Genomic DNA, 19,886 nt, shown 5'->3' on the forward strand with positions numbered 1-19,886 from the left:
AATTGAAGTGGAGGTGCGGGCGTCAGGCGCGCAGACGAAAGGAAACCGCTACGGGGACCGCGGCATCCGCCACCTCCACCACGACGGCGTCGCCGTCACGCGATGCACGGATCGGCTCTTCTCCGACACGCGCCGTCGTCTCGTCGAGCAAGCCCTCGGGATCGGGCAGGCGGATACTCCCGCGCTGATCTGTCACGGCGTGCACGGAGCCATCGGTCCGGGTCCAGCGCAGCCACGGCTCATCCAGGGGCTGGAGTCGAGGCTCGGGGCGAGCGCCGAACACCGCATGCCCGAACCGCTGATTCCATCCCCCCAAGCCCTCGAGCGTCTGGCGCTGCGCGTCGGGGATGCGGCCGGATGCCTCCAGCCCAATGTTCAGCAGCAGGTTGCCGCCGCGAGACACGACGTCGACGAGCAGACGTACAGCAGCGTCGGCAGAGAGCAGGTGCTCCGGGCCCTCGTTGCGGTTGTGCCCGAACGAGAGTCCGATACCCCGGCAGTTCTCCCACGCCTCGCCGACCTCCACTGCGGTGCCGTGCACGTACTCGCTCGTGCGGAAGTCCCAGTGCGACTCTCCCCATCGGTCGTTCACGACGCCCTCCGGCACCGCGTCGTAGAAGGTTCGGAAGACGTGCGCGAGGCTTTTCGGCCCGGGTTCGATCCCTGCCTTCGGCCACCGAATATCCCCCCAGAGAACGTCGGGGCGGTACCGGTCGATGAGGTCGATGACGTGGTCATGCGCGTACTCGGCGTAGGCGATGTCATCGGGCGCGGGTGCGTCGTCGCGGTCGATGGGAGGCAGATTGGAGAAGTGCCAGTCGAGTCCTCCGGAATAGTAAACGCCGAAGCGCAGGCCCTGAGCGCGCGTGGCTGCGGCAAACTCGGCCACCAGGTCGCGGCGGGGGCCCCGGGCGACGGTGTTGCGGCCGTCGGTGGCTGGGGCGTCCCACAGGGTCACGCCGTCATGATGCTTGGTGGTGGGCACGAAGTATCCGGCTCCGGTCGCAGCGACCACCGCTAGCACGTCCTCGGCGTCGAACTCCTCGGCTTCCCAGGCGTCGAGAAAATCGTCGTAAGGTGCTCCGCCGTACACCTCTTGCTGGTGGCGCTGCGCCGGTGACCCCTCGATGCGGATGGTGTTGGCGTACCACTCGGCATACGGGTTATGGGCGTACCACTCTTCTCGTGGAACCGCACCGAGCTCGCCGGTCGGCTCGGCCCACGCGGGAACGGAATACGGTCCCCAATGAACGAAGATGCCCAGGGCCGCGCTGCGGAACCATTCGGGCAAGGGCCGCTCGAAGCCCCGGTATTCCGCGGGTCGAATCGGATCAGTCTGGAACATGGCCATGGTCGGCACCTTTCGTCACGCCCTTGTGAACTACAGCATTTATCCCGTATCCTATAGGAAATCTGGAACTCAGCGAGGAGCTTCAAATGTCAAAATCGAGCGTGCGTCGCCCGACAGCCGTCATTCCCGGCGGTGAATGGTTCAGCGGTGCCGGTCTCGGCATCTTCGTGCACTGGGACCAAGCGTCCCAACAAGGCGTAGAGATCTCCTGGCCACTCGTCGGCCGGTCGATCATCCCCGGTCAAGATGCCGTGGAAGACGACGTGACAGTCGCCGAGTACCAGGCCACCGCGCCCACGTTCGATCCGCAGAACTGGGATGCCGCTGACCTCGCCCGCCGCGCGAAGGCGGCCGGAGCGACATACGTCGTCTTCACCGCTCGCCACCACGCCGGATACAACATGTTCTTCACCGAGCAGTCCGACTTTGGCGTCGAGCACGGCCCCTTCGGCCGTGACATCACTCGCGAGTTCGTTGAAGCGGTGCGGGCGGAGGGCCTGAGAGTCGGTATCTACTACAGCCTCCCCGATTGGAATCACCCTGACTACCCGGCGTTCCGTGACGAGGACTTGCCGTACAAACTCGAGCACTGGCCCGCTGCCGGAATGCCCGAGTTCGCCGACACCCCGGATGCCACGGATCGTCACCGTCGCTCGAGCCCCGAGGAGTGGTCGCGCTACCTCGAATACGTGCGCGCTCAGCTTCGCGAGCTGCTCACCAACTACGGGACGATTGACCTGCTCTGGTTCGACGGTGACTGGGAGCGCTCGGCCGCCGAGTGGACCGCGCCCGTCCTTCGCCGCCTCATCAAGGAGCTGCAGCCCGACGTCATCATCAACGACCGGCTCCCCGGCCAGGGTGACTACCGCACGCCCGAGCAGGGTTTCCCGCTCACCGTGCCGACCGGGCCATGGGAACTGTGTCTCACAATCGGCGACCACTGGGCCTGGCGCAAGCATCCCGACAACGAGAAGTCCGCGCGCACGCTACTTGTGACCCTCATCGACGTCGTCGACCGCGGCGGCAACCTGCTGCTCAACGTCGGCCCTGGCCCGGACGGTACCCTCCCCGACGTGGAGAACGAGCGCCTGCAGGAATTCTCCGACTGGATGCAGGAACACGCCGAATCCGTGATCGGCGTGCAGCCCACTCAGGGCATCGACTTCCACGGCCCGACGACCGCTCGTGAAGGGCGTCTCTTCCTGCATCTCACAGCAGTCCCTGTCGACGAGATCATCGTGCGCGGCCTGCCTGTGCGACGGATCACCCGAGTACACCGCCTCGCCGACGGCCTCGAGCTGCCGCACGACGCCAGCTTCGAGGTGCACGAAGCCTCGACCGCCGGCGACGACTCCGGTGAGCTTCGCATCACCGCACCAGCATCACCGAGCGGCGCGCTCATCGACGTCGTGGCCATCGACTTCTCCACCGAGTAACCCGAGCAGTACCCGAAACGCACCCGTTGCAGCATCCAATGAAGGAGGCAGTCCGTATGAATGCAATCTCGAACCGGCGTGTGAAGCGCCTCATCCTCACCGGCGTCGCCGGCCTCAGCGCACTCGCCCTCGCGGGGTGCGCGAGCGGCGGCGGGGGAGGCGGCGGTGAGGCCGGCGGCCCACTCGTCCTCTATACCTGGGCGGCGAGTGAGGGCGATCAGGCCCAGTGGGCTGACTTCATCGAAGGCGCGAAGGCCGAAGACCCCGACCTCGACATCTCGGTCGAGGGCCCGAGCTTCTCCGACTATTGGACCAAGGTGAAGACGCGGCTCTCGGGGGCGAATCCGCCCTGCCTGCTCACCACGCAGGCCGCTCGCGCGCAGGAGCTCGGAGACCTGCTCATGCCTCTCGACGACCTGATCGAGAAGAGCGACTTCGACATCGACAACATCGACGACTCCATGCTCAGCGGCATGACGGTCGACGGCACCATCCGCGCGATCCCTTACGACGCCGAGCCAATCGTGCTCTTCTACAACGTCGAGGCCTTCCAGGCGGCCGGCCTCGAGTTGCCGGGCGCCATGTACACGCGTGACCAGTTCATCTCTGATGCGAAGGCGTTGACCGACGGTGACAAGAAGGGGCTCGCGCTCGCACCCGGCGTGTTCATCCCGAACGCTTGGTCGCTTGCTGACGGCGTGCCCGCAGTCACTGAGGACGGCCAGCTCGAGCTTGAGAACCCGGAGTTCGTCGAACAGATCCAGAGCTTCTTCGACCTCGTCGCAGTCGATGGGGTCGCGAAGGCGCCTGAGGCCGCTGACGGCTCGGAGGTCTCGCAGCAGGCCTTCACCAGCGGTGAGGTTCCTATGCTCATCGAGGGCCCATGGATGTATGGCAGCTTTGCCGATGCGGCCGACTTCACCCTCGGCGTCTCGATTGTGCCGTCGACCAGCGGCGAGGCCGCCGCAATGACCGCCGGCTCCGGATTCGGCATCGCCGCGAACTGCGAGCGACCCGAAGAAGCCTTCGCTGCGATTGAAGCCCTGACTTCACTTTCGGTGCAGGAGAAGCAGGCAGAAGCCCGCGGCATCGTGCCCGCCCGGATCGAGGCGCTCCCGGCCTGGGCCGAGGGCAAGACCGAGGGCTCGGCCGAGGTCGTCGAGGCGCTGCTGTCGAACGCGACGCCGCAGCGCACCACCCCGACCTGGAACCAGGTCGAGACCCTGATGACGCAATACGGCGTGCAGGGGTACCGGGGTGAGCTGACAGCCGAGGAGATCATGAAGACGATCACGAACTCGGTGGGCGGCTGAGCGGATGGCGATCATAAGCGACCGGAGTGAGGCGGCGGCCTCCTCCGCGACCTCCGGTGGGGAGGGGGCGTCCCTTGGCGTCCCCTCCCCGCCGGGGCCACGTGTACCGCGGCGACGCGGGCAGGGATGGGTGGCGGTGGCATTTCTCGCCCCCGGGATGATCGGATTCGTCCTCTTCATCCTCACACCGCTGTTCGGCTCCGCCTTCATCAGCCTCTTCGACTGGAAGCTGTTCGGCAGCCCCACCTTCACCGGAATCGACAACTACGTCAAGCTGTTCGCCGACCCGACCTTCTACACGGTGCTCGGCAACACGCTGATCTTCGCCATCGTCTACACCGCGCTGAACCTGTTCGTCGCTCTCACGATCTCGCTCTGGCTCAACACCCGTATGAAGGCAGCTGGCGCCTGGCGCGTCATCTTCTTCCTGCCCGTCATCACGCCGATGGTCGCGAACGCGCTCGTCTGGCGACTGCTGCTCTCGCAGGACGGTCTCGTCAACTCGATGCTCGCGACAATCGGCATCGACGGACCCAACTGGCTGTCCGACTCCGCCTGGGCCTTGCCCTCGGTGATCGCGATGTCTGTCTGGCAGTCGTTCGGCTACAACGTCATCGTCCTCTCTGCAGGGCTCAGCGCCATTCCCAAAGAGTTGCTCGAGGCCTCCCGCATCGACGGCACCAGCGCCTGGCAGCGCCTGCGGTACATCATCCTGCCGCTGCTCTCGCCCTCGCTCTTCTTCTGTTCCACCATGACGATGATCGGAGCCTTTCAGGTGTTCGTCCAACCGCTCTTCCTCACGCAGGGCGGACCGGGCGAGAGCACCAACACGTTCGTGCTCTACCTCTACCGCAACGGATTCGTCTTCGACCGACTCGGCTATGCGTCCGCTCTCGCGTGGATCCTGTTCGTCGTTGTGATGCTCATCACGGCCCTACAGTTCGTCGGCCAGCGAAAGTGGGTGAACTATGAGTGACCGCGACCTCTCGGCGACCGCGTTGCTAATCCTCCCGAAGCGGCGACATCAGCGCCGAACATCCCTGAAGGAATGGCTCAACACGGCGGCGATTGCACTCGTCGCGCTGATCTTCGCGTTCCCCTTCATCTGGATGTTCCTCACGGCTCTCAAACCTGAGAACGAGGTCTTCACGACGACGCCTCAGATCTTCGGATCCGAGATTCGCTGGGCCAATTTCATCGAGGCGTGGACCGTGGTGCCCTTCGGGCGTTTCATCCTGAACGGCCTCCTGGTCGCGGTCGCCGGAGCTGCGCTCTCAGTCGTCGTCGCCGTGCTGTCGGCGTACGCCTTTTCGCGGCTACGCTTCAAGTTTCGCAACAAGCTCTTCCTGCTGTTCGTGCTCACGCTCGTGCTGCCCCAAGAAGTGCTCGTCGTACCGCTGTTCATCATGATCAACAGCTGGGGGTGGAATGACACCTACGGTGCGCTCATCATCCCGTTCGCGTTCACGGCCTTCGGCACGTTCCTCATGCGACAGTTCTTCCTCACGATCCCCATCGAGTACGAGGAAGCGGCACTGATCGACGGAGCCTCGCGCCTACGCACCCTCTGGTCGGTGCTGATGCCGCAATTGATCGCACCGCTCAGCGTGCTCGCGGTCTTCTCGTTCATCGGCTACTGGAACTCATACCTCTGGCCGCTGATCATCATCAACACCCAGGACATGGCCACGGTGCCGCTCGGACTCGGGATGTTCACCGGTCAGTTCGGCACCCAGTGGTCGCTACTCATGGCGGCGTCGACGCTCGCCGTCATCCCCTCGTTGATACTCGTGCTGCTGCTACAACGGCAGCTCATCAAAGGTGTCACCCTGGGCGGACTCGGAGGACGATGATGAACGCATCGCAGAACACCGGCTCGAAAATCCTCGACGCCACCATCCCCCTCGCCGACACGACGGCAGGCAGCCGCATAGTGCACGTTGAGGCGCAGCTCGTCGATCTACCGGTCGAGACTGTGCGCACCGACGCGCTACAGACCTTTGTGAAGCAGGAAACGATCTTCGTGAGGGTGCGCACCGCTGACGGCACCGAAGGCATGGGGTACAGCTACACAATCGGCACAGGCGGTGGCGCCGTTCTGAGTCTGCTGCGCGAAACGCTGCTGCCGGCGCTGATCGGGTTGGAGGCGGAGCGCCCCGAAGCGGTGTGGTTCGCGCTGTTTGGAATCACCCGCGCGACGACAGTCGGGCCGATAACGGCGCTCGCGCTTGCCGCGGTGGACACAGCGGTGTGGGATGCCAAGACCCGCCGGGCGGGCCTGCCTCTCTGGGTCGCGGGCGGAGGCGCATCGCCGTCAATTCCGATGTACGACACCGAGGGCGGATGGTTGCACCTCCCCACCGACGAGCTGGTCGCCCACGCTGTGGCCTCGAAGGAACGCGGCATGGGCGGGGTGAAGATCAAGGTTGGTAAGCCCCGCGGGCACGAGGACCTCGAGCGCCTGCGCGCGGTTCGCGATGCTGTGGGCCCCGACCTCGACATCATGGTCGATGCCAACCAATCGTTCACGGTGTCCGAGGCCGTGCGCCGCGCGCGCCTGTTCGAGCAGGTAGACGTGTTCTGGTTCGAGGAGCCACTGCCCGCCGAGGATATCGAAGGGCACCGGCAGCTCGCTCGCTCGACCTCGGTTCCCATCGCGGTCGGCGAGAGCATGTACTCGATTGGGCATTTCCGCGAGCACCTGCAGCGTGGGGGCGCGTCGATTGTGCAGCCCGACGTCGCCCGAGTCGGCGGTATCACCCCCTGGCTCAAGATCGCGCACCTAGCCGAGTCATTCAACGCCCCTGTCGCTCCGCACTTCCTGATGGAACTGCACGTGTCTCTCGTGTGCGCAATCCCGAACGCGCTCTACCTCGAACACATCCCACAGCTACGCGCCATCACCACCGACGAGCTCCGCATCGAAGGTGGTCGTGGCTGGGCTCCAACCACGGCGGGGCTCGGGATCGCCTGGGATGATGATGCGCTCGGGCGGCTGATCATCTCGTGACTCCAAGCGACTCCGTGCGCATCGGCCGCGGTGGACTTTCGGCGCCGCCAATCGGCTATGGCGCGGCTGCTCTCGGGAATCTCTACACCGCACTCGCCGACGACGCCTGGCCTCACGTGGTGCCCGCGGCGTGGGCCGGCGGCATCCGCTACTTCGACGTAGCACCCCATTACGGGCTCGGGTTGGCCGAGCAGCGGTTGGGAGAGGGCCTACGCGCATTGCCTCGCGACGAGATCATTGTCTCAACGAAGGTAGGGCGGCTGCTTGTGCCGCAGGATGCCGCTGGCCGCTCCGATCTTGACGAGTTGTTCGACGTACCTGCCGATCATCGGCGTGTGCGTGACTACTCCCGTGACGGGGTGCTGCGCTCCATCGACGACTCGTTGAGGCGACTGGGCCTGGACCGGATCGACATAGTACTTGTACACGACCCCGACGACTTCCAGCTCGAAGCCCTCGAGGGAGCCTTCCCGGCTCTGAGCGAGCTGCGCGACCAAGGCGTGATCACGTCATTCGGCGCGGGGATGAACCAGAGTGCGGGGCTCGCGCGGTTCGTGCGCGAGACGGACGCCGATGTCATGATGGTCGCCGGGCGCTGGACGCTACTCGATCAGTCGGCCGCAGACGACCTGCTGCCTCTAGCTGCCGAGCGCGACGTCTCGGTGCTCGCGGCAGCTGTCTTCAATTCCGGGATCCTCGCGACGGATGCTCCCGGGCAGGGCAGCTTCTTCGACTACGGCCGCGCAGATCGCGCCGTGGTTGAACGCGCGCAGGCCATCGCACGGGTCGCTCACCGGTACGGGCGCACTTTGCCGGAGCTGGCGATTCAGTTTCCGCTCCAGCATCCGACCGTTGCCGCCGTGGTGCTCGGCGGAGCAAGCGCCGAGCAGCTCACGCAGAACAGCGCGCTCGCCGACCGAGCGGTGCCGGACGAGGTGTGGAGGGAACTGAGGGAGCTGGGGTTGCTCGGAGCAGACGCCTTCGCGCGGCTCGCGAAGGGCCTAGAAGGGCAGCCCGTACGATGAGACTCATGTTCAACGACGATCACGCTCGGGGGCCGAGGGCTCTGCCCGCCCGCCGCGCCCTCGTCGACGACGTCTACGATGCCGTGCTCGGCCTGCTCATGGACAGGGTGATCGAGCCGGGCGCGCGGGTCAACATAGACGCGGTTGCCCGCGACCTCGATGTGTCGCCCACACCGGTTCGCGAGGCACTCACCCGTCTGGAGTCGGAGGGGCTCGTCAACAAACGGGCGCTCAAGGGCTTCGTCGCGACGCCACTGCTTGACGGCGACGGCCTCCGCGACCTCTATGACATGCGTCAGCTGCTCGAGCCTGAGGCGGCGCGTCGTGCAACCCCGCACATCGATGAGGAGACCGCTGCGGCGTTGGCTGCATCAGTTGAGCGGATGCGCGCAGCCTCCGCTTCCGGCGAAGACGCGCACTTCGAGAACTACCGCCGCCTCATCGACGAGGATCTGAACTTCCACCACCTCATCGCCGAGAATGCACAGAGCCGCCTGCTCTCGGATGCGATTGTTCGTCTGCGCTCCCACATGCATCTGTATCGGCTCAATTTTCGGCACGACTTCGAACATGTCACCATTGCCGAGCACGAAGCGATCCTCGAGGCTGTGCATCGACGCGATCCGTCTGGGGCGGCGTCGGCGATGCGGGCTCATATCGAGAACTCCTACGCACGCCTCGGCACGGGGCTCTTCAACACCCCGCATGATGCTTCGGCACCGCCTGACGACATAGGACCTGCCCGCGTACCCACCGGCCCATCTGCCAGCTGAGTCCGCTCCTCGGGGTAGGGGGCAGGACTATGTCCCCCTGGCGTTCAGGGCTTCTGCGCTCGGCGGCAGTTAGGCGTTCGGCGTCTCCCAGTCGATGCCACCGCGCTCGGTGATGAACGTGTGGATCTCGCCGACAGCCGCCCGGTGGATGGGGTTGTTCGCGAAGGCCTCGAGTCCCGCGACATCGTCGAAGGTCGCGAGGACGGCGAGGTCATGATTCACCTCAGGGAAGGCGACGTTCTCGATGACGTCGATGGAACGGATGGAGTCGACGACGCCGACGAGTCCGAGGAGAAGCTCGCGAGTGCGGCCGATGGATTCGGCGCGGTCGACATCTTCCCTGAGCTTCCAGGAGACGAGGTGGTGAATCATGCGCTCGCTCCGTCCTGGCCGTAGGCGGGAGTGCCGTCAGCGTTGGTCTCCTGATAGCCAATCATCTGCGCGCGGCCGATGATGTGCGGTCGCAGCCGGAGGCCGACGATGGCTGGGGTCGCGTCCGCAGCGACTTCGAGTGTGGGAATGTCGAGCGCACTCAGCGTGTAGACATACCGGTGCGGACCGTGACCTGCGGGCGGAGCGGCGCCGATGAAGATGTCCGTGCCGTATTCGTTGCGGCGGCGCTTCGCTTTCGGCGGCAGCAGATCGTCCTCGGTTCCCGCCCCGCGAACGAGGGCAGTGACGCCAGCGGGGATGTCGATGAGGGTCCAGTGCCAGAAGCCCGAGCCCGAAGGAGCGTCCGGATCGAACACGGAGAGCACATAGCTCTGCGTGCCTTCGGGGGCTCCTGTCCACTGCAGCGCGGGCGACCGGTCTTCGCCGCCGCCGGCGGAACCGCGAGCCCACATGGGAAGGTGCGCACCGTTGACGAAGTCTGGGCTTGTGAGGGAGAAGGAGGGAACTTCGGGAAGCTTCCAGTTCGGGTCGTTGGTCATGACCTCATTCAACGACTGCGACCGAGCGCGAGCATCGAGCGAGAGTCGGACGGTGCCTCTACATTCGTCCGGTGCGTCCGGTCGGACAGCGCTTCTACCGTGGAGCCATCGTTGCCCGAAAACCTGCGAGGACCTCATGAACAGCCTGCTCATCAAGCGCGTCTACGAACCTTCGGCCGTGGAGGACGGGTTTCGGTTGCTCGTGGACAGGGCCTGGCCGCAGGGCGTCTCGAAGGGGCATGCGGACCTTGACGAATGGATGCGAGACATCGCACCCACCCCCGTTCTACGGTCGTGGTGGGATCATGACCCGGCTCGGACGGTCGAGTTCACCCAACGGTACGAGGCGGAGCTGGATGCGAACGAGTCGGAGGTGCGCCATCTCGCGGCGGTTGTGAGCGCCCACCCCACCGTGACGCTTCTCTACGGCGCGAACGACCCGGTCGTGAACCACGCCCGCATCCTCCGGGACTACCTTCTGCGGCGTCTCGTGGACGACTTCGACAGCTGACCACGCCTCAGGGCGGTACAGACCTCTCGTCGCCGGGCGGAGCTCACCGAATGTGCCCGGCGCTCTCCCAGTATGTTGCGAGCTTCAACGCCAGGTGCAGGGCGCTGCGCTGCATCCCGTTGTCCAGGGCCTCCTTCACTACAGGTGGCATGTTCTCGAGCCGGTAGTAGAGAGTGGTGCGGTGAATGTGGAGCGTTTCGCAGACGTCGCGGACGTGATTGGCGGTATCCAGGAGGACCTCGACGGTCTGACGGCGCATCGGGTCGGGATCGTGGATGAGCGTGTGTGCGGCTGGCGAATACCACCGCAGACGCTCCGGATCTACGAGCACGTCCGCAAGGAACAGCCACGGGCCCACGTTGTCCGCGTGAGCGCTCCGCCCGAGGTCCGGAAGCATCTCCACGACTGCTGCGGTCGCGACCGCTCGCCCTGCGACCGGGAGGAGATCGGTCTCATTCGCCGAAAGGGCGGCGGACCCAATCGCTTTGAGGGCCACGCCCGCCCTGGCTGCCTCGGATGCGATGAGCGCATCGATGTTCTCCGGGACCCCGTGGCGGCCGACGAAGAGGAGCGCTGCCCCCAACTCGCCGATATAGAACAGCGCCTGTCGAGCTGCGCTCTCCAGCGCCTGCCCGAGCGCCGCACGTTGGATCAGAGGCGCGTCTTCCGCGACGGTGATGGCGCGCACGACCGTCTCCGGTCCGCGGGTGACGCCGTGGCTGCGAACGGCCGTAGCGAGCGCCTCACGACGCGAGGCTGGGTCGCTCGCGAGGAGGGAGCGGAAGACGCCTTCGCGGGCGTTGCGCGCCGTTCCCCCCGACCTGGCTTGCAGGAGCGAGCTTGCGACAGTGACGGTCGCGTCGATGGCGCGGAACTCATCTTCTTTAAGGGCGGCGAAGCCAGTCTTGATGAGCCAGATCGTGCCGAGTTGCTCATCGTCGCTCCAGATCGGAATGATGAATCGCTCGTGTGCACCAAACTCGGCGAAGTCGACCGTGAGGGGATGGCGGGTTCGGCTGACCCCGCGCTGTTGCGCCCATTCGCGCTCCACCTGAGGTGTCATTCTGGTGAGAAGTGTGCGCACCTGCAGCTCATCGATGTCGTCTCCCTGCGCGCTGGCCGCAACCAGCCGGAAGTCGGTGTCCTGCATCATGACCGAACGACCGAGGACGTCGGATAGTTCGTCTACGAGATCCTGCAGGCTTGTCGCTCCGCCCCCCGCAGGCAGCGGGATGAGGTCGGGGCGGATACCCGCGCGGTGCTCAACGGTTGCTTGAGTCTGTTCTGGCCACACCAACGACGCTACGGAAGGACCGCCGGCGGGTAACAGGTCCGCGTTGTACCACCCTGAGTCAGCGCTCATCGCTCGACTCCGGTCATCAGCACGGTGGCGGCTCCGCCGGGCAGCGACTCCGCGAGCCGCGTCAATAGGCTTGCACCCAGTCCGCCTGGCTGCGCAGACAACACCGTCAGCTGATATCCCGGCATACTGCGAACCGCGAAGTTCTGAGCATCGATGGCGATCTCGCCCACGCCGTCGAAGACGAAACGGAAGGTCGCGTCCTCGGGGCCCGAGACATCGTGGCGTTCCCAGATGCGTCGGAAGTCGTCGTGAACGGACAGCTGCCTGAGGAGCTCCCGCAAGCGCGGAGAGTGCGGGTGTGCGTCGCGCCGCAGCGTCGCAACGGCCGCACGGGCCATCGGCTCCCATTCGCGGAGACTGCGTCGCATGCGCTCATTGAACAGCGCGCTGACCTGATTTGAGCCGGCCGCGAGACCGCCTTCACCGAAGATCGTCGCGAGCGGGTTGGAGGCGATGATGTCACGGTGCGGGTCGGAGACATACGCGGGGGTGTGCGTCCACTGCGACAGAGTGCGTGCGATTCGATCCGGCGTGTCACTGTCATGGATGACTCCGCGCGGCATCTGCCCTGACACGAGACGGAACGCGTACGCCGTGGATTCGACATCCAGACGGAGGGCACGCGCGATAGCTCCCATCACTTGGTCGGAGGGGCGCGCGCCCCGACCCTGTTCGATTCGCAGGTAGTAGTCGTTGCTGATCCCTGCCAGTTCCGCGACCTCATCCCGGCGAAGGCCCGCGACACGACGACCGCGGGTGCGGGGGAGGCCCACATCTTCCGGAGCGATGACGGCGCGCCGTGCCCGGAAGTAGTCTCCGAGTGCAATCAATGCGGTGTCCATGTGCGCTCCTTGGGGTCGGTGTTCTTCATGTGTGCGTTGGAAACGTACCGATGGCCGCAGCCCGCCACATCACCCGAAGTGTCCGCCGATATCCCACGTCACAGAGTCGAACTCGTGCTCGACATCTGTCGGATGCCATCACCTTCCCGGGCGACTCACACTTTTCCAGGCGCCGAGGTACGTGCGCGTGGGAGCGAGGATCTCTATGGCTGGGACGACCGAGGCGGTACAGGCGTTGACGGCGCCGTTGACCGCGAACGCTGTCTTTCTCGTCACCACAATCACCTCTGGCGGGCTGGATCAGGTGCGAGATGTTCTGACGAGTCTTGCCGACACAGTCAAAGCGCTCACTTTCCGTTTTCCCGAGACAGCGTTGACATGCACGGTCGGGATCGGGAGCCGAATCTGGGATGACTTGACCGGGCTTGCTGCACCGCACCAGTTGCGAGAGTTCACACCGGTCGCCGGTGCCGCGCACGCCGCTCCGGCAACGCCCGGCGACCTGCTGTTTCACATTCGCGCTGAGCGTGCCGATGTCTGCTTCGAGCTTGAACGTCAACTTCTGGAGGCGCTCGGTGCCTCCATCGTCGTCCAGGACGAGACGGTCGGGTTCCGTTCCTTCGACCGACGAGACCTCCTGGGATTCGTGGACGGCACCGCCAACCCCGTGGGGCCCGATGCCGAAGCGTCGGTGCTCGTCGGCGACGAGGATCCGGTTCACACGGGCGGCACCTACGTGGTCACGCAGAAGTACGTTCATCCGCTCGCTGCGTGGCGAGATCTCCCCACGGAGACGCAAGAAGCCATCATCGGACGCACGAAACTCGAGGGTGTTGAGCTGGATGACGCGGAAGAGGGCCAGAAGTCTCACAAGACGCTGACGACCATCACGGACGACGCCGGCGCCGAGCACGACATCCAACGGGACAATATGCCGTTCGGTAGTCCGGGTCGCGGTGAGTTCGGCACCTACTTCCTCGGTTATGCGCGGAACCTGTGGGTCATCCAGCAGATGCTGGAGCGGATGTTCATCGGCGACCCTCCCGGCCTGCACGACCGGCTCCTCGACTTCTCCACCGCAGTGACCGGCTCCGTGTTCTTCGCACCACGCGTCGACGTCCTCGCCTCCCTTCGTTCCGCGGAGTAACGGCGGCAGGTGATGTCCCCAGCTGCGCCGGGGGATGTCCTCGCTCCCATCCCAGACCTACCGTCACATCCATCCACCGCACCTCAGACCCGACAGAGAGCACCCATGACTACCCACACCGCACCGGCCATGACCGAAGCCCCGAAGCCGGTCGCATCCGTTCGCCACCCCGTCATTCGGGGCATCGCTGACCCTGCAGCCCTCGGCCTCGGCGCATTCGGGATGTCGACCTTCCTGTTGAGCTTTGCCAACGCGGGCATCTTCCCCGGCGCGGCTGTCGCTGTGCTCGGCCTCGGCCTGTTCTACGGCGGTATCGCTCAGATCATCGCCGGGATTTGGGAGTTCGTTCAGGCGAACACGTTCGGCGCTCTCGCCTTCGTGTCCTATGGAGCCTTCTGGCTTGCGTACTGGTGGACCATCACTACCGGTATGGCCGAGAAAGCGGGCCGAGAGGGTATGGGTACGTTCCTGATCCTGTGGGCGGTTTTCACCGCGTTCTTGGTCGTCCCGTGCACCCGTATCTCCGTGCTGCTCACCGTTCTGTTCAGCGCCGCAGCCATCACGTTCGTCCTCCTCGCCATTGGCGCATACGCATCCTCGGACGTGATCACCCGTGCCGCCGGGTACACCGGCTTCGTTGTGGGAATCCTCGGACTCTACGGCTGCTTCGCATCCGTAGTGAACGCCACCTGGCACCGCACGGTCATCCCGCTGGGAAGCCGCGAGTGATGACATGAGGCCTCAGACCAACCGTTCGGCCCCCGCGGGAGTCGGGTCGCCTGCGCTCGAGCATGTGCGTCGTCTCGAAGGACACGTACCGTCCGTGGTGACCGATGCCCTACATGCCGCAAACTCCCAGAACGCGGACGCTCTCACCCGATGCTTCCACCCCGACGCGGACGTGGACGCGTGGGGGATGCTGTTCGAGGGCTTTCAGGGGATCACCTTGTGGATCGAGAAATGGATCATCGAAAACCGCGTGCAATTCACGGACCTCCTGTACGCCTGGGACGGCAGCGACCTTGCCGTGCACACCCAAGTGCACGGGAACAGCTACAACGGCCCCGCTACTTTGACCTTCTCCACGCGCGGCGACACGATCTCTGCACTCCGGATCACCACGGCGTAGAGGCCGACATGCACGAGCACTGGGAACGCCCTCTGACAGCCATCGAGTTGCTGGAAATCGAACTCGTTGTTCGCGATTTCGTCACCATCTTGAACGAAGGCAGCGACCACGATATTCATGCGTTCCTGACCGAAGACGTCACCTATCAGCCCTCCGCGCGGGAGATCATTCGCGGACGCGGCGCCGTCGTGTCGATGATCCGGGACATCCGGGACACGTTCACTGACTGGCACACGGAACTCGTGAGCTTGGCGGTCTCGGGGCCAGTGGTTCTCGCCGAACTCGCAATGTGTCTCACCCTCCCCGCGACTGGGCCCCAATGGGTCATGGGGTTCGCGAGTTTCCGTGTGGACAACTTCAGAATCAGCGCATGGCACCAGGTGCACGCTTGAATGCGGACGTGAATCCAGTCACCATGATCCCGACAGCACACCGACGACAGGAGAACCACTCATGAGCGACGTCAGCGACTTCATCCGAGCGGACGTTCCGCCATCCGGACCTGGGTGTGTGGACTGCGAGAAGATCGGCTCGTGGTGGCTGCATCTGCGCCGGTGCGCCTTCTGCGGACATGTCGGATGCTGTGACGACTCCCTGCACAAGCACGCGACGAAGCACGCTCACACGAGCGGTCATCGAGTCATCCAGAGTTTCGAACCGGGCGAAGACTGGTTCTGGGACTTCAGCACTGAGACCGCATTCGACGGCCCTCTCCTTGCGCCACCGCGAAGCCACCCACGAGCCCAGACCACCCCAGGGCCGGCAGACCGCGTGCCAAGAAACTGGGAAGACCAACTCGCTGAAAACGCATGACTGAGATCACTCCTGGCAGCAAGCTGCCGCTCAAACTCATTGCGGACGCGGATGGACGAGACGCCTATGCACTGCGTGACTATCTGACTCGAAGTGAAGTGCCCTTCTTGTCCATCAGCGTGCCGCCTGACTCTCGTGAGGCCGAAGGCGTGCTCCTGACCGGTCGCCAGCTTCCGCTGGTGCTGTTCGCTGACGGGGAGGTGCTCGAGCACCCCACGCCGGCTCAGGTGGCCTCCGCCTTGGGGTGGGTGACGCCGCCGTCGCGGTCTGCGTACGACCTCATCATCCACGGGGCGGGCCCCGCGGGACTCTCGGCTGCCGTCTACGCGGCGTCGGAGGGTCTCAGTGTCGCGGTCGTCGAACGTGATGCTGTGGGTGGACAGGCTGGTTTCAGCAGCCTCATCGAGAACTACCTCGGCTTTCCCGGGGGGATCTCCGGGGCAGAGCTCGCCGAGCGAGCCCGCCGCCAGGCGCTGTCTTTCGGCGCGGACCTCGTTCTCATGCGTCACGGCATCGCCCGGACGTTCAAAGACCATGACGTGCGCGCCGTCCTCGCCGACGGTTCGGAGATCCATGCCCGCGCGGCACTCTCGGCGACGGGCGTGCAGTGGAGGCGACTCGGTCTAGAGGGGGAGCATGAGTGGGAAGGGGCCGGCATCTACTACGGTGCAGGCACCAGCGAGGCCTCCGCCTGCATCGGATTGCACGTGTATGTCGTGGGTGGCGCGAACTCTGCAGGACAGGCGGCGATGAACCTGGCCGCTCACGCCGCCCATGTCACCGTCGTCGTGCGCGGAGCTTCGCTCTCCTCGACCATGTCGGCGTACTTGCTCAACCGCCTCGCCGTGCAACCGAACGTCACCATCCTCGTCCACACCCGCGTCGTGGCGGTCGATGGCGATGATCACCTGCGTGAGATCACACTCGAGCAGGCGGGTACTGCGACACGGGTTGCTGCGACCCACCTGTTCGTCTGTATCGGCGGCGCGCCGAACACCGAGTGGGCCAAGACGACCGATGTGCAGCTCGACAGTCGTGGGTTCGTCCTCACCGGTGTCGACTTGAAACCGATGGATCTTGAGCGGTGGCCCTCGGCGCGCCCGCCGTACTACCTCGAGACGTCGGTCCCTGGGATCTTCGCCGCAGGCGACGTACGAGCGAACTCCGTCAAACGGGTCGCCTCAGCGGTCGGCGAAGGCGCCATGGCGGTCACCCTCATCCACCGGTACCTGGCCGGATCGGGCTAACCCTGCTGATTCGAGGTCGCCGCGACGGCGGATTCCTCCTGGAATCGATGTGCTGCCTCACGCCTCGTATTCACGCCCCATTTCGAGAAGATGTGGCGAATGTGCGTGACGACGGTGTGGGGGGAGACCATGAGGTCTTCCGCGATCTTCTGTGTCGTCAGCCCCGCCGCAATACGTTCGGCGACCTGATACTCCCGTGAAGACAATCCCATCGGGCCGTCGGTCACTGACTTTGCCCGGGTTCGAACTCCACGATTCCGAAGTGTCCGGAGCACGCGACTCACCTCACGGGAAGCGCCCAATTCCTCGAACAACCGCATCCCCTGCATGTAGCACGTCGCCGCTTCGTCGTCGGTGGGGGCGAGGCTACCAGCCAGCTCGAGCAACCGAGCACGGATCAGTGGTCGCTCGACGTCCGCCATCAAGGCGACAGCTTTCATGACAGAGGAGAACGAGTCATCGCGGACCGCGAGCACTGCCCATGACACCGCGGCAACGTATGCGTTGTTCGGGTTCTGAGATGCACGGCTGGCGGCGTGCCGCGCTACTTTCTCAACGGCGGCGTCGTCACCCATCTTCTTGCTCAGATAGGCGAGGTACACATCATCGGAGAAGTCTGCCGGTGTGGTCATCGAGGGAACGGGCACGCTCACGCACTCGCGCGCTATCGCCGTGTACCCGTAGGCCGTCTCGATGTCGCCGAGATCGAACGCTTCGAGCGCCAAACTCCAGTTGCCGGTTCGGGTCAGACTCACACTATTCGCAAGCTGTTCCACGAGAGGGCGAACGCTCTGCCGCAGTTCGACATCGCCCGTGTCCAGGGCGATCCGGTGTAGCACCACACCCGCGGTGGCGTTCGCGAAGTCGCCGAGGTGGAGCATCTCGGCCAGGTCCAGAACAGTCTCGGCTTGCTCACGCGCTTGATCAAGGCGTCCAAGGTCGTAGAGAACTCTTGACCGCACCATCATCCAGAATGCCTCGGCGACGACATACTTCGCGGTCCTCGCCTCGTGCAAGCCCTCGTCTACGAGCCGAAGTGCTTCGATGCAATCGCCTCTGCTGTTGAACATGAAGGCCATCCACAGGCCTTCAGGAACCCACAGAGCCGCTGAACGTCCGGCACCATCAAGCTTCTCGAGCGCTGATGCTTGCAACTGTTGCGCATCATCCAAACGATTCTCATAGAACAGAAGCACCGATTCCGTGGCATCCACGGTGGCGAGTGCGAGCACATCGCGTTCATCGTCGGCGTGCTGGCGGGCGCGCGCGAGACTGTCGCGCAGGCCGACAGCATCAGCCTTGTTCGCATAATTGAGTGCCCGAACCGCGAGTAGTTCGACCACGGTCTTCTGCGAGACGCCTCCGAGGGCAAGCGCCGACTCCGCCTCAGTGATGGCTTTGCCGAAGTCTGATTCCGTGAGCTGCCTCGCGAAAGCGAGACTCACGCGGGCACGTTCTTCTGCACTCAGCCCGGGCGTGAGCCCCTCTCGGATGTGACGCGCGTCGTCTTGCAGTCCGCCAGCGAGGACCAAGGGGAGCAACTCGACCACACGAGCGGAGTGATGCGTTCGCCCTTGCGCCAGCCGTGCCCCGCGGACTGTCAGGTCGGCAGCGCCGCGGGCATCGATGGGGGCGAGTTCCATAGCAGCGGTAAAGAGCAGATCAATAGACGCATCGTCTCCCGCCTCCGCCGCGGCGGAGATCGGGGAAGCCAGAGAGGATACGGACTCGCCCGCCCGCAATCGATGCTGGAGAACTTCGCGGGCGACCGCCCGGCGGACAGTCGGAGACAGGCTGTCGTATGCTGCCGTCTGAATCGTGTCGTGTCGGAATGCAAAACTGCTTCCGGTGTCGACGACGAACCCCAGGTCGAGGAGCTGCTGGACCGCCGGCACCACCTCCGCCGCAGATTGGCCGACGACTTCGAGGACGCCGTTGAGGGGGAACTCTCGACCGTAGAGGCTGCCGATCTGAATGATTCGACGAGCGTCAACGCTCAGCGCGGCGATACGCTCGCGTACCGACGCCCCGTACCGGGCTGGGACCACGTCCTTTTCGAGGTCGACCATGCCCCGAGACGATTGGAGGAGGCCTTCTTCTTCCATCCCACGAAGCATCTCGAGGATCAGAAGTGGCGACCCGCCGGTCTTGCGGATGGCCACCTCAACCTTCGGCCCCGGCGCGGCCCCGAGAATGTCGCGGGCCATCGCGTCGATGGCATCCAGGTCAAGCGAGGCCAGATCGATGACCGAAGCGAACTCTCGAAGACTGATGAGGAATCGGCGATGCTCCGGTCCGTAGGCCCCGCTGCGCGTGGCGAAGACCCAATACACGGGGAGGCCTTCAAGAGTCCGCAGGAGGGCGGTGAAGACCGCAAGGGATGCAGAATCCAACCATTGGAGATCGTCAACGACGACGAGCACCCCTGCCCGGGAGCTGGCAGCTTCCAGAGTGTCGCCGAGGACTCGGGTGATCCAATACTGCGGCGACGTCCCCTGAATCGCCGCGTGCAGCTCGTCCGCAGTGAGCAGCGGGGGATCCGCCTCCACTACCGCGCTGATGAGGGCGCCCAAAGGGGACAGCTGAGAGTCGAAATCAGGTGCCACGACCAGCGTGGACCACCCGCGTCCGCGTGCCTGCTGCAGCGCATGCTGCAGCAGTCGGGTCTTCCCCATGCCGGGGTCACCGGAGAAAACCGTGACTGCGTTCTGGCCGGCGAACGCGAGATCGAACCCCTGCTCAATCGCATGAACTTCTGGCTTTCGGCCACGAACGGGAATCAAGTAGAGGTCGGCTGCACTTCCCGCGAGCGCGTCGCGGTTGCTGGCGCGATGTGGCTTGCGGGACGGGGGCACGCACTCACGATACTCGCGCAACGGCTGAACACGAGACGAAGCGACTTTCGCCAATCGTCGTAACGCTATTCGGCCAGAGGGTGCGCGAATAGAACATGCGATGTATCGGCGGAACCCGGGGGATGTAGCCCCCGAAACT

20 protein-coding genes are annotated in these 19,886 nt (G+C 64.8%); 14 read left to right on the forward strand and 6 right to left on the reverse strand.

Annotated features, from left to right (window positions below):
- Window positions 1-22: 22 nt before the first annotated feature.
- A complete protein-coding gene (locus ACIOU8_RS13175; RefSeq protein WP_400790209.1) occupies window positions 23-1,351 on the reverse strand; it encodes an alpha-L-fucosidase in 1,329 nt (442 codons plus the stop codon).
- A gap of 86 nt (window positions 1,352-1,437) precedes the next feature.
- Between ACIOU8_RS13175 and ACIOU8_RS13180 the strand changes: the two genes are divergently transcribed.
- From ACIOU8_RS13180 to ACIOU8_RS13210, 7 genes are all read left to right on the forward strand, one after another.
- A complete protein-coding gene (locus ACIOU8_RS13180) occupies window positions 1,438-2,787 on the forward strand; it encodes an alpha-L-fucosidase (RefSeq protein ID WP_400790212.1) in 1,350 nt (449 codons plus the stop codon).
- Window positions 2,788-2,843: 56 nt separating this feature from the next.
- Window positions 2,844-4,100: an ABC transporter substrate-binding protein gene (locus ACIOU8_RS13185; RefSeq protein ID WP_400790214.1), complete on the forward strand. Its 1,257-nt coding sequence runs from the start codon at window positions 2,844-2,846 to the stop codon at window positions 4,098-4,100.
- 136 nt (window positions 4,101-4,236) lie between these two features.
- Entirely contained in the window at window positions 4,237-5,076 is an 840-nt protein-coding gene (locus tag ACIOU8_RS13190) for a carbohydrate ABC transporter permease (protein WP_400790217.1), read from the forward strand.
- Window positions 5,069-5,953, forward strand: a complete 885-nt coding sequence (locus ACIOU8_RS13195) for a carbohydrate ABC transporter permease (protein ID WP_400790219.1) — start codon at window positions 5,069-5,071, stop codon at window positions 5,951-5,953. Before ACIOU8_RS13190 ends, ACIOU8_RS13195 begins: the two co-directional genes overlap by 8 nt.
- Window positions 5,950-7,110: a mandelate racemase/muconate lactonizing enzyme family protein gene (locus ACIOU8_RS13200; RefSeq protein WP_400790222.1), complete on the forward strand. Its 1,161-nt coding sequence runs from the start codon at window positions 5,950-5,952 to the stop codon at window positions 7,108-7,110. Before ACIOU8_RS13195 ends, ACIOU8_RS13200 begins: the two co-directional genes overlap by 4 nt.
- Window positions 7,107-8,135, forward strand: a complete 1,029-nt coding sequence (locus ACIOU8_RS13205) for an aldo/keto reductase (protein ID WP_400790224.1) — start codon at window positions 7,107-7,109, stop codon at window positions 8,133-8,135. The genes ACIOU8_RS13200 and ACIOU8_RS13205 overlap by 4 nt, the downstream gene beginning before the upstream one ends.
- Before the next feature lie 5 nt (window positions 8,136-8,140).
- Window positions 8,141-8,908, forward strand: coding sequence for a GntR family transcriptional regulator (locus tag ACIOU8_RS13210; RefSeq protein WP_400790226.1), 768 nt, complete (start codon window positions 8,141-8,143; stop codon window positions 8,906-8,908).
- A 69-nt stretch (window positions 8,909-8,977) separates the two neighbouring features.
- Here the strand turns inward: ACIOU8_RS13210 and ACIOU8_RS13215 are convergent, their stop codons facing one another.
- Window positions 8,978-9,280 (reverse strand): Dabb family protein, encoded by a 303-nt coding sequence (locus tag ACIOU8_RS13215; RefSeq protein ID WP_400790229.1) that lies wholly within the window; start codon window positions 9,278-9,280, stop codon window positions 8,978-8,980.
- Complete coding sequence (locus ACIOU8_RS13220; RefSeq protein ID WP_400790232.1) at window positions 9,277-9,840, reverse strand: YbhB/YbcL family Raf kinase inhibitor-like protein; 564 nt, start codon at window positions 9,838-9,840, stop codon at window positions 9,277-9,279. The genes ACIOU8_RS13215 and ACIOU8_RS13220 overlap by 4 nt, the downstream gene beginning before the upstream one ends.
- A 136-nt stretch (window positions 9,841-9,976) precedes the next feature.
- Between ACIOU8_RS13220 and ACIOU8_RS13225 the strand changes: the two genes are divergently transcribed.
- Entirely contained in the window at window positions 9,977-10,351 is a 375-nt protein-coding gene (locus tag ACIOU8_RS13225; RefSeq protein ID WP_400790234.1) for a DUF488 domain-containing protein, read from the forward strand.
- A 43-nt stretch (window positions 10,352-10,394) separates the two neighbouring features.
- On the opposite strand, the gene ACIOU8_RS13230 is transcribed toward ACIOU8_RS13225, so the two are convergent.
- Window positions 10,395-11,504 carry a PucR family transcriptional regulator gene (locus ACIOU8_RS13230; protein WP_400790236.1) on the reverse strand — a complete coding sequence of 370 codons (1,110 nt, stop codon included), beginning with the start codon at window positions 11,502-11,504 and terminating at the stop codon, window positions 10,395-10,397.
- A gap of 206 nt (window positions 11,505-11,710) precedes the next feature.
- Window positions 11,711-12,556 (reverse strand): helix-turn-helix domain-containing protein, encoded by an 846-nt coding sequence (locus ACIOU8_RS13235; RefSeq protein ID WP_400790239.1) that lies wholly within the window; start codon window positions 12,554-12,556, stop codon window positions 11,711-11,713.
- 205 nt (window positions 12,557-12,761) lie between these two features.
- On the opposite strand from ACIOU8_RS13235, the gene ACIOU8_RS13240 reads away from it, so the two are divergent.
- The 6 genes from ACIOU8_RS13240 to ACIOU8_RS13265 all read left to right on the forward strand — a co-directional run bounded on the left by ACIOU8_RS13240 (window position 12,762) and on the right by ACIOU8_RS13265 (window position 16,892).
- Window positions 12,762-13,703, forward strand: a complete 942-nt coding sequence (locus ACIOU8_RS13240) for a Dyp-type peroxidase (protein ID WP_400790241.1) — start codon at window positions 12,762-12,764, stop codon at window positions 13,701-13,703.
- A gap of 105 nt (window positions 13,704-13,808) precedes the next feature.
- Window positions 13,809-14,432: an acetate uptake transporter gene (locus ACIOU8_RS13245; RefSeq protein ID WP_400790242.1), complete on the forward strand. Its 624-nt coding sequence runs from the start codon at window positions 13,809-13,811 to the stop codon at window positions 14,430-14,432.
- A 97-nt stretch (window positions 14,433-14,529) separates the two neighbouring features.
- Window positions 14,530-14,832 (forward strand): hypothetical protein, encoded by a 303-nt coding sequence (locus ACIOU8_RS13250; RefSeq protein ID WP_400790245.1) that lies wholly within the window; start codon window positions 14,530-14,532, stop codon window positions 14,830-14,832.
- A gap of 8 nt (window positions 14,833-14,840) precedes the next feature.
- Window positions 14,841-15,224, forward strand: a complete 384-nt coding sequence (locus ACIOU8_RS13255) for a nuclear transport factor 2 family protein (protein WP_400790248.1) — start codon at window positions 14,841-14,843, stop codon at window positions 15,222-15,224.
- A 61-nt stretch (window positions 15,225-15,285) separates the two neighbouring features.
- On the forward strand, window positions 15,286-15,645 hold the full coding sequence (locus ACIOU8_RS13260) for a UBP-type zinc finger domain-containing protein (protein WP_400790250.1): 360 nt from the start codon (window positions 15,286-15,288) through the stop codon (window positions 15,643-15,645).
- Complete coding sequence (locus tag ACIOU8_RS13265; protein ID WP_400790252.1) at window positions 15,642-16,892, forward strand: NAD(P)/FAD-dependent oxidoreductase; 1,251 nt, start codon at window positions 15,642-15,644, stop codon at window positions 16,890-16,892. Before ACIOU8_RS13260 ends, ACIOU8_RS13265 begins: the two co-directional genes overlap by 4 nt.
- On the opposite strand, the gene ACIOU8_RS13270 is transcribed toward ACIOU8_RS13265, so the two are convergent.
- Window positions 16,889-19,747 (reverse strand): helix-turn-helix transcriptional regulator, encoded by a 2,859-nt coding sequence (locus tag ACIOU8_RS13270; protein ID WP_400790254.1) that lies wholly within the window; start codon window positions 19,745-19,747, stop codon window positions 16,889-16,891. The two genes, ACIOU8_RS13265 and ACIOU8_RS13270, sit on opposite strands and share 4 nt — an antisense overlap.
- Window positions 19,748-19,886: the final 139 nt, after the last annotated feature.

The organism is Microbacterium sp. NPDC087589 (genome assembly GCF_044743635.1).
Taxonomy (GTDB): Bacteria; Actinomycetota; Actinomycetes; order Actinomycetales; family Microbacteriaceae; genus Microbacterium.

Coding starts and splice junctions, on each gene's coding strand:
- ACIOU8_RS13175 (WP_400790209.1), bottom strand. CDS start 1,351: ATGGCCATGTTCCAGACTGATCCGATTCGACCCGCGGAATACCGGGGC.
- ACIOU8_RS13180 (WP_400790212.1), top strand. CDS start 1,438: ATGTCAAAATCGAGCGTGCGTCGCCCGACAGCCGTCATTCCCGGCGGT.
- ACIOU8_RS13185 (WP_400790214.1), top strand. CDS start 2,844: ATGAATGCAATCTCGAACCGGCGTGTGAAGCGCCTCATCCTCACCGGC.
- ACIOU8_RS13195 (WP_400790219.1), top strand. CDS start 5,069: ATGAGTGACCGCGACCTCTCGGCGACCGCGTTGCTAATCCTCCCGAAG.
- ACIOU8_RS13200 (WP_400790222.1), top strand. CDS start 5,950: ATGATGAACGCATCGCAGAACACCGGCTCGAAAATCCTCGACGCCACC.
- ACIOU8_RS13210 (WP_400790226.1), top strand. CDS start 8,141: ATGTTCAACGACGATCACGCTCGGGGGCCGAGGGCTCTGCCCGCCCGC.
- ACIOU8_RS13215 (WP_400790229.1), bottom strand. CDS start 9,280: ATGATTCACCACCTCGTCTCCTGGAAGCTCAGGGAAGATGTCGACCGC.
- ACIOU8_RS13220 (WP_400790232.1), bottom strand. CDS start 9,840: ATGACCAACGACCCGAACTGGAAGCTTCCCGAAGTTCCCTCCTTCTCC.
- ACIOU8_RS13225 (WP_400790234.1), top strand. CDS start 9,977: ATGAACAGCCTGCTCATCAAGCGCGTCTACGAACCTTCGGCCGTGGAG.
- ACIOU8_RS13230 (WP_400790236.1), bottom strand. CDS start 11,504: ATGATGCAGGACACCGACTTCCGGCTGGTTGCGGCCAGCGCGCAGGGA.
- ACIOU8_RS13235 (WP_400790239.1), bottom strand. CDS start 12,556: ATGGACACCGCATTGATTGCACTCGGAGACTACTTCCGGGCACGGCGC.
- ACIOU8_RS13240 (WP_400790241.1), top strand. CDS start 12,762: ATGGCTGGGACGACCGAGGCGGTACAGGCGTTGACGGCGCCGTTGACC.
- ACIOU8_RS13245 (WP_400790242.1), top strand. CDS start 13,809: ATGACTACCCACACCGCACCGGCCATGACCGAAGCCCCGAAGCCGGTC.
- ACIOU8_RS13255 (WP_400790248.1), top strand. CDS start 14,841: ATGCACGAGCACTGGGAACGCCCTCTGACAGCCATCGAGTTGCTGGAA.
- ACIOU8_RS13260 (WP_400790250.1), top strand. CDS start 15,286: ATGAGCGACGTCAGCGACTTCATCCGAGCGGACGTTCCGCCATCCGGA.
- ACIOU8_RS13265 (WP_400790252.1), top strand. CDS start 15,642: ATGACTGAGATCACTCCTGGCAGCAAGCTGCCGCTCAAACTCATTGCG.